The 8,760-nt window shown below is 41.1% G+C and carries 8 protein-coding genes; 7 read left to right on the forward strand and 1 reads right to left on the reverse strand.

All coding sequences use genetic code 11. The features are described 5' to 3' along the window. Positions 1-114: 114 nt before the first annotated feature. From queA to BGP78_RS03360, 6 genes are all read left to right on the forward strand, one after another. Entirely contained in the window at positions 115-1,149 is a 1,035-nt protein-coding gene (gene queA / locus BGP78_RS03335; RefSeq protein WP_119860065.1) for a tRNA preQ1(34) S-adenosylmethionine ribosyltransferase-isomerase QueA, read from the forward strand. A 213-nt stretch (positions 1,150-1,362) separates the two neighbouring features. Beyond that, the gene (gene tgt, locus BGP78_RS03340; protein ID WP_119860066.1) at positions 1,363-2,490 is read left to right on the forward strand and encodes a tRNA guanosine(34) transglycosylase Tgt; all 1,128 of its coding nucleotides are present in this window, start codon (positions 1,363-1,365) and stop codon (positions 2,488-2,490) included. A gap of 48 nt (positions 2,491-2,538) precedes the next feature. Further along, the gene (gene yajC / locus BGP78_RS03345; RefSeq protein ID WP_010364031.1) at positions 2,539-2,877 is read left to right on the forward strand and encodes a preprotein translocase subunit YajC; all 339 of its coding nucleotides are present in this window, start codon (positions 2,539-2,541) and stop codon (positions 2,875-2,877) included. 28 nt (positions 2,878-2,905) lie between these two features. Continuing rightward, on the forward strand, positions 2,906-4,765 hold the full coding sequence (gene secD, locus BGP78_RS03350) for a protein translocase subunit SecD (protein ID WP_119860067.1): 1,860 nt from the start codon (positions 2,906-2,908) through the stop codon (positions 4,763-4,765). Positions 4,766-4,774: 9 nt separating this feature from the next. Next, positions 4,775-5,719 carry a protein translocase subunit SecF gene (gene secF / locus BGP78_RS03355; protein WP_119860068.1) on the forward strand — a complete coding sequence of 315 codons (945 nt, stop codon included), beginning with the start codon at positions 4,775-4,777 and terminating at the stop codon, positions 5,717-5,719. Between the two features lie 108 nt (positions 5,720-5,827). Further along, positions 5,828-6,355, forward strand: a complete 528-nt coding sequence (locus BGP78_RS03360) for a hypothetical protein (protein ID WP_119860087.1) — start codon at positions 5,828-5,830, stop codon at positions 6,353-6,355. Between the two features lie 253 nt (positions 6,356-6,608). Here BGP78_RS03360 and BGP78_RS03365 read toward each other — a convergent pair whose 3' ends face one another. Next, positions 6,609-7,763, reverse strand: a complete 1,155-nt coding sequence (locus tag BGP78_RS03365; RefSeq protein ID WP_119860069.1) for a M23 family metallopeptidase — start codon at positions 7,761-7,763, stop codon at positions 6,609-6,611. Positions 7,764-8,035: 272 nt separating this feature from the next. Here BGP78_RS03365 and BGP78_RS22590 point away from each other — a divergent pair, with 272 nt between their 5' ends. Beyond that, positions 8,036-8,185 (forward strand): hypothetical protein, encoded by a 150-nt coding sequence (locus BGP78_RS22590; RefSeq protein ID WP_182912208.1) that lies wholly within the window; start codon positions 8,036-8,038, stop codon positions 8,183-8,185. The last annotated feature ends 575 nt before the right edge of the window (positions 8,186-8,760 follow it).

The following is an 8,760-nucleotide window of genomic DNA, read 5'->3' on the forward strand; positions in this document are numbered from 1 at the left end:
CAGCAGCCAGCAATCAGGCTAGGTTAATGCTATTTTTGCAAGGTTACAAGCACTTGATTTAGGCTTTTATGATCTCTAGACTTGGCGCCAATTTAGATATTTAGAGAAGTTGTTATGCGCGTTGCTGATTTTAGCTTTGAATTACCCGATGAATTAATTGCTCGTCATCCAAAAAAAGAGCGTACAAGTAGTCGCTTGCTGACCTTAGACGGGAATAGTGGTCAGCTGGGCCATAAAACTTTTACAGATATCATAGATATGTTAGAGCCAAATGACTTGATGGTGTTTAATAATACTAAAGTGATCCCAGCTCGAATGTTTGGCCAAAAAGCGTCGGGCGGTAAAGTCGAAGTCTTGGTTGAGCGTGTGTTGGATGAGCACAGCGTATTGGCACATGTGCGTGCCAGCAAATCCCCAAAGCCGGGGGCTGAGCTTATTTTGGAAGGCAAAGCCAAGGCAACAATGGTTGCGCGCCATGGTGAGTTATTTGAATTAAAGTTTGCGGGTGAGCAAACGGTACTGACGATACTTGATGACATTGGTCATATGCCATTACCGCCTTATATAGATAGACCTGACGAAGAAGAAGATAAAGAGCGTTATCAAACGGTTTATAATGAAAAGCCGGGAGCGGTTGCAGCGCCAACTGCGGGATTACATTTTGATGAAGCGTTATTGGCACAAATTCAGAGTAAAGGTGTCGAGACCGCTTTTATTACCTTGCATGTCGGAGCCGGTACTTTTCAACCAGTGCGTGTTGATGAAATTGATGATCACGTGATGCACTCAGAGTACATTGAAGTCCCCGCAGAAGTTGTTGATGCCATAGCCCGCACTAAAGCAAAGGGTGGTCGAATCGTAGCTGTTGGCACAACGTCAGTTCGATCGTTAGAATCAGCTGCCAAAGCGAGTGCGGGGGACTTACAAGCATTTTACGGTGACACGGATATATTTATCTATCCAGGTTACGAGTTTCAAGTAGTTGACGCCATGGTTACAAACTTTCATTTACCTGAGTCGACATTGATCATGCTTGTCAGTGCGTTTTCTGGACAAGATCATATTATGGGGGCTTATCATACCGCGGTGGAAGAACAATACCGTTTCTTTAGCTATGGTGACGCGATGTTTTTAACGAAACAAAGCTAAAAGTAACCCACTTTTGAGCCCAGAACACGCTGGGCTCATTCATAAACCCTTCAGTTTTCTTCTTCTACTCGCTTTAAAAGCCAATTTTCGGCCCAATAATTAGAATTGCACTGGCAAACAAGGTAGAATTGAGCAGATTTTTTAACCTGATTATTAACTATGTCATGTTGATAACAGTTTATGTTGGACTGTTTTTCCGACTTTGAGGTAATGATGAAATTTGAATTAGATCGTACAGACGGCAAAGCGCGTCGTGGACGCTTGATTTTTGACCGTGGTGTTGTTGAGACACCTGCATTTATGCCTGTTGGCACGTACGGTACTGTAAAAGGTATGACCCCGGATGAGTTGAAGGGCACTGGGGCAGAAATTTGTTTAGGTAATACCTTTCACTTAATGCTTCGCCCTGGTACTGAGATCATCAAACAGCATGGTGATTTACATGACTTTATGAATTGGGATAAGCCTATTCTAACTGATTCAGGTGGTTTCCAAGTATTTAGTTTAGGTGCTATGCGCAAGATTTCTGAAGAAGGCGTGTTGTTTCAATCACCCGTAAACGGTGAAAAAATCATGCTGTCTCCTGAAAAAGCCATGCAAGTGCAGTGTGATTTAGGTTCTGACATTGTTATGATTTTTGATGAGTGTACGCCATACCCTGCGACTGAAAAAGAGGCGCGTGATTCTATGGAGCTATCTCTTCGTTGGGCGAAGCGCTCTAAAGAAGGACACGGTGATAACCCGTCGGCATTATTTGGTATTATCCAAGGTGGCATGTATCCAGAATTACGTGCTGTGTCGCAAAAAGGCCTAGAAGAAATCGGTTTTGATGGCTATGCGCTTGGTGGTTTGTCAGTTGGTGAGCCTAAAGAAGATATGATCCGCATTTTAGACCATTGTGCGTATAAAATGCCTGAAGACAAGCCCAGATATTTAATGGGTGTTGGTAAACCAGAAGATTTAGTTGAAGCGGTTCGCCGTGGTATTGACATGTTTGATTGTGTAATGCCAACACGAAATGCACGAAATGGGCATTTGTTTATTACTGGCGGTGTTATTAAAATTCGAAATGCAGTACATAAAACTGATACAGGTCCACTGGACCCAGAATGTGATTGCCATACGTGTACAGGTTACTCTCGCGCGTATTTGCATCATTTAGATAAATGTAATGAGATTTTAGGTGCGCGTTTAAATACGATCCATAACTTGCGTTATTATCAGCGTGTGATGGAAGGGCTACGTAACGCAATCGGCGAAGGTAAATTAGATGAGTTTGTCGCTGATTTTTATGCGCGCCGTGATTTACCCGTACCGCCATTGGCTGATACAACAAGCTAATACCGCAACAAATTAAATAGAAAGTTTTAAAATTAAAGAGGAAGTATTATGAGTTTATTTATGTCAAGCGCGCATGCAAGCACTGCAGGTGCTGCGCCTGCAGGCGGTGGTATGGAAATGTTGATCATGTTGGCTGTATTTGGCCTCGTGTTTTATTTCTTAATTTATCGCCCTCAAGCTAAGCGTGTTAAAGAGCATAAAAGTTTGATGGGTGCTTTAGGTAAAGGGGATGAAGTGTTAACGCAAGGTGGTTTAGTGGGCAAAATTTCTAAAGTCTCTGATGATAAAGACTTTGTTGTTGTTGCTTTAAATGATCAAGCCGAAGTAACAGTTCAAAAATCAGCCATTTCAGCCGTATTACCAAAAGGTACGATGAAGTCGCTATAACACATAACAATAAAAAAGGGATAATCCAGTGTTAAACAAGTATCCAATGTGGAAATACTTACTTGTGCTCGCTGTGTTAGCGGTAGGGATTTTATATGCCTCACCGAATCTGTATGGCCGTGATCCGGCTATACAGATCTCTGGTACCAAAGGTGCCAGTGCTGACTTAAGCGTACTTGATCAGGTAAATAGAACACTAAAAAGTAATAATATTACTGTTAAATCAACAGTATTAGAAAATGATCAAGTATTAGTACGTTTTAAAAATGTTGAAGAGCAGTTAAAAGCACAAGATATTTTGCGAGATACGTTAAGTGAAGACTATATCTCTGCGATTAATATGAGCCCTGCACAACCTGAGTGGTTAAAAAACTTAGGTGGTAATCCAATGAAGCTAGGATTGGATTTAAGCGGTGGTGTTCATTTTACAATGGAAGTTGACATGGTAACGGCATTAGATAATGCATTAGAAACCATGGAGCAAGATTTTAAGAGTGATTTGCGAGGCGAAAAATTACGTTATCGCAGTATTCGCCGAGTTGCAGGTAGTGAACGAATTCAAGTTGTGATGCGCAATGATGCGGATCGAGATGCAGCTGAGCGCTTTTTAAAAACCCGTTACCCACTTTACAACTTTATAAATGATAGCAGTAATGGTTTAGCGTTCTTTGCCAGCTTGTCACCACAAAAATTTAAAGAAATTCGTGAATATGCTATCAAACAAAACGAAACTATTATTCGTAACCGTATTAACCAATTAGGTGTAGCAGAACCCAATGTACAGCGTCAAGGCGCAGAGCGTATTATTGTGCAGCTACCAGGTGTCCAAGATACGGCGCGTGCTAAAGAGATACTAGGTGCAACCGCAACACTCGAGTTTCGTGAAGTAGACGAAAATGCTGATGTGCGTTCAGCTGCTCAAGGCAGAGTACCGCCAGGCACTGAAGTGATAAACCACAAAGATGGTTACCCAGTCGTGATGAAAAAGCGTGTGATCTTGGGTGGTACACATATTACGGGTGCGCAGTCTGGTGTTGATGAATATCAGCGTCCTCAAGTAAGTATTAGCCTTGATAGTAAAGGCGGTGCAAAAATGAGTGCATTTACCAAACGTGCTGTTGGTAAACGTATGGCAACGGTTTTCATTGAATATAAGCCATCTGGCAAGAAAGATGAAAATGGTAAAGCGTTACCGCCTATAAAAGTAGAAGAGGTTATTAACGTAGCAACGATTCAATCTCGTTTAAATAACTCATTCCGTATTACGGGGATCGATAGCCCTGCTGAAGCACATAACCTAAGTTTACTGCTACGTGCAGGAGCTTTGGTTGCGCCAATTCAAATCGTTGAAGAGCGTACAGTAGGACCAAGCCTCGGACAAGAAAACATCGAAGCGGGTATGACTGCGGTTGTGCTTGGTTTTGCATTTGTATTAGCGTTCATGCTGGCTTACTACAAAGGCTTTGGTTTAGTTGCAAACTTGGCGTTGGCAGCAAACTTAGTGTTAATCATTGGTGTTATGTCGATGATTCCTGGTGCCACACTGACTTTACCGGGTATCGCGGGTATTGTACTAACTGTTGGTATGGCGGTAGATGCGAACGTATTAATATTTGAACGTATACGTGAAGAGTTGGCTGATGGGCGTAGTCCTCAACAAGCAGTACATCAAGGCTATGACAGTGCATTCAGTACCATTTTTGATGCAAACATTACGACCTTAATCGCAGCAGTTATTTTGTTCTCTGTGGGCACAGGTCCTATAGCTGGTTTCGCGGTGACATTAGCGATTGGTATTATTACATCTATGTTTACAGCCATTGTTGGCACACGTGCGGTGATTAACTTCTTCATCGGTGGTAAACGTATCGATAAGCTTTCAATTTAGGAGAACACTATGCAGTTATTAAAATTGAAAGATACGATTCGTTTTATGTCGGCTCGCAAACTAACGATGGCATTTTCAGCGTTGCTGATCATTGCATCAATTGCGTCTATGACAATACGCGGACTAAATTTTGGTTTGGATTTTACAGGCGGTACAGCCGTTGAAGTTGGTTTTTCACAACCGGCTGACCTGAAAAAAATCCGTTCAGTGTTGGCTGAAAATGGCTTCGCAGATGCATCAGTGCAACTCTTTGGTACTAGCCAAGAAGTACTCGTTCGCTTAGCCCCGCGCGGTGATGATGTGAAAGCTGAGGAGATTGGTAATCAGCTAGTTGCAGCTTTACAACAAGCTGACAGCAGCGTAGAAATGCGCCGTATTGAGTTTGTGGGTCCTAGTGTAGGTGAAGACCTTAAAGAGCAAGGTGGTTTAGCTATGCTGACTGCGTTGATCTGTATTCTATTGTATGTTGCTTTTCGTTTTGAATGGCGCTTTGCAATTGGTGCAGTAGCGGCACTCTTTCATGATGTAATACTCACGATGGGATTGTTTTCGATTCTAGATTTAGAATTTGACCTTACCATTTTAGCGGCAATACTTGCGGTGATAGGGTACTCCTTGAATGACACGATTGTTGTATCTGATCGTATTCGAGAGAACTTCCGTAAAGTGCGTATTGATGACACCATCGAAATCATTAATATTTCACTCACGCAAACACTTAACCGTACATTAGTAACGTCTATTACAACGATTCTTGTACTTGTTGCCCTATTTGTTTGGGGCGGTCAGACAATTCATGGTTTTGCGACTGCCTTACTGTTCGGTGTGTTCATTGGTACATATTCTTCAGTATATGTGGCCAGTTCTGTTGCAGTTGCAATGGGGGTAAGTAAAGAAGATCTTATTCCTGTTGAAGTAGAAAAAGAAGGCGCTGATTTAGACGCTATGCCGTAAAGTGTATTAGTGTATTTAAAAAGCCACACTCAGTGTGGCTTTTTTTGTTTCAATAAAATGACACTTGAGTATAATGAGAATCGTTTTCAATCATACTTTGAGGTTCTTATGTATAAACAGTTGGTAATTTTGCTAGCTGCAGCCAGTTTGACTGCATGTTCAGAAAAGGAAGAAGTAGCGCAAGTGCAAACAGCACCTGTTGAAAAAGCGGAAACTACGCTTCAGGCATATAAGAGTCAGGCTAAATCATTACTAGCCGATATTCGTACTCAAAATACGGCGCAAGAGCTAGAGAAAAGCTCTGCAAACTTAGTTAAAACATCGCGCAAGCTTTTATCAGAATTCACTGTTAAGTACCCTCAATGCCAAACGTATTTAGGGGCGCTTGATGCCGCAGCCGATCTCATCCCTACTTTACCTCTTGAAGAAATTGAAACGGGCTATCATGCTGATGGTAAGTTACCAAAATTTGATGATCCAGTGTGCTACCATGCCAAAGATTTATTAGTGCACCCAGCGACAGTGCAAGCAATTGCGAAGCAAGGCTTTAAATCTGAAAGCGCATACCAAGATGCTGAACTAGAAATTGTTGAAGTGATCGCGCATTTTGATCAAGTTGAGCGAGCTTTAAATTAAGCAGTGCGATACGATAAGGGCTGAGTGAATTCAGCCCTAATTTACTGACATAACATACTACTTAACCTCAGGTTTGGATAAAGATTTTGGAATAGAAAATGTTTTGAAAGCAAACTTACGTATCATCCAATGATGATATTTTGTTCAATATCAAGGCGCTTTTATGCAGTAATAGCGGGCTATTACAAATGAAAGCAATGCCGAGAGTGAAAAAATAGCTTTATTGGGCAAATTCGCTTATCCAGAGCTGAGGTTACTTATATAACGCTCTCCAGGCACACGTTCTGTAGCCATTTTTTTCAAAATAAAAATTCCGACAGTTATCATCGTAATTACTATTACCAACATCTATTCTATAATTGCTGATATACCAATTATGTAGAGACGTAAAACGGCCATTATTGAGCAAAGAAAAGTGCACATGGGGTCCACTGGATTGACCGCCTTGGCAGAGGGCTTGGCTTTTATTATTGGCGTAACGACCGAGCCACGCACCAGAATTAATTACATCTCCTGTTTGATAGCGCAAATTACTCATATGATAATATTGTGTCGCGTAACCACTGGAGTGGGTGACGCGAATATTACATGAAGAGTATCGGGTAACGGTGCCACCATGTGCCGCTTGTACCCAGGGGGTATTGCTTCCCCAGCCACCAGAACCATTGTTAAAATCTAATGACGAGTAAGGGTATCCAGAGCCTGTATTCGAATGCGCGCCGCCGCTATACCATGCGTAGCCCGATGGCCATGGAAAGCTCATATAAAAGTTATTACTTGGCTGCTCTGTAATTGTCACCGTGTGGTTTTGTGAGAGTAAAAGCGAGGTATTGCTAAGAGTGTCATATATATCAATTAACTGATGTAAAGCGTCAGAGGGGTGGACTTGTGTGTTGCTGAGTACACTTACCAAACTGGACGTGGCTGAATTAATTGGGCCTTGTAGCGTTTTTTCCTCAATTTTTTGTGCAAACTGATAAAAGCGTTGATTCAGTGTGATTGCTAAATCTTGGACTTGCTCAGCAAACCCTAGCTTGTCACTTAAAGTGCCAAAAGGCGACACTATATTTAACTTCGTCGGTTCACTTAATACGTTGCTTTGTAACTCCATTAATGCCAGTAAAAGTTTGGGGTTAATGCTAGAGTGCCCAGCCCAGTGGAGGATGATTTCTTTAAATTCTAGTAGGTGGGGTGCATTACGATAGAAAAAAGCATCCCAATCTTGGGTTTGTAATGTGTTGTTAAACACAAATTCATTCTCATCAATTGCTATGACTGCGTTAATGCTAGCTTTAACTAACGCGGTCTGTTCTGCACTAAGCTCTTTAGTTAAGTGATGTTGTCCTTGAGCTTGGACCAAACTGGTCACGGGCAATGTGAGTAATGACAGGTATAGTATTGATTTCATGTTGTATCCTTATCTTATTTTCTCTGACGTATTCCTTATATGTATATAAACTTGAAAACAAAATGTAAAATAATTGGTTAAAAAACACTCAGTCAACTGTATTGTATGATTTACGAACAGAGTTTATAAATGTGATTATGAGGATTACACAGGTTTAAAAGTTTAGATATTACAATGCCTTGCTGTTATATGGATGAAAAATTAGTTGCGTATATTGCAAAAGTGCTTGGCTGAGCTATTTTTATCTTTACAGAACTTTGTAGGGTGCGCTTATGAAACCGATTATTTTTATAGAGCAACTAGAAGCATTACTTGAAGAGCGGAAATTCAAAGAGCGTCGTCAGTTCAAGCAAATTGTTCATCCTTTATTTGAGCGCAGAATATGTCATCGGCGAACCCCTTATCCCCCAGCGATTAAATAAAGTAGTTAAAGCGTATTAGGGGGATTGAAATATCCTGACTAGGTTACGTTTTAGGGTACTGGTTATGACGCTATTAATAGTGGCTCTTATACTTCTATTCGTAGTAAACGTATATTTCAGATAGATGACTAAAGGTAGCACTAAGCGAAGTACCTTTGTATGTAGTTAGGTTCGTACTTTTAATGTACATATTATCTGTGTTTTGTCCTAATAATAGGCGTTTCGAGTGAAAACTGCTCGAACACGTTGTTTTTATCACTTTTCTTCAAATAAACGCTTGCGCTTTTTCTCCATCTCCCTATAATGCGACCCCACTGACACGGAGCGCTACGCTAACTTAGCAAAGCAAAACGAAGTCAGCGTCAAGTAAAACTTAACTTTAAAAAATTAAGTGTTGACAAAAAAATAGGAAAGCGTAACATGCGCAGCCCTAGCGAGATAAAGCAAAGCGCTTAATCATCGCAACGTTCTTTAAAAATATGAAGCAATCATCTGTGTGGGCACTCGTACAGATTGAGTTCTAACAGCGAACCTTCTTTCTTAGATTGAAGTGACGCAAAAAAATTAGAGTCTCA

Source organism: Pseudoalteromonas sp. MSK9-3 (genome assembly GCF_003590335.1).
GTDB lineage: Bacteria > Pseudomonadota > Gammaproteobacteria > Enterobacterales > Alteromonadaceae > Pseudoalteromonas.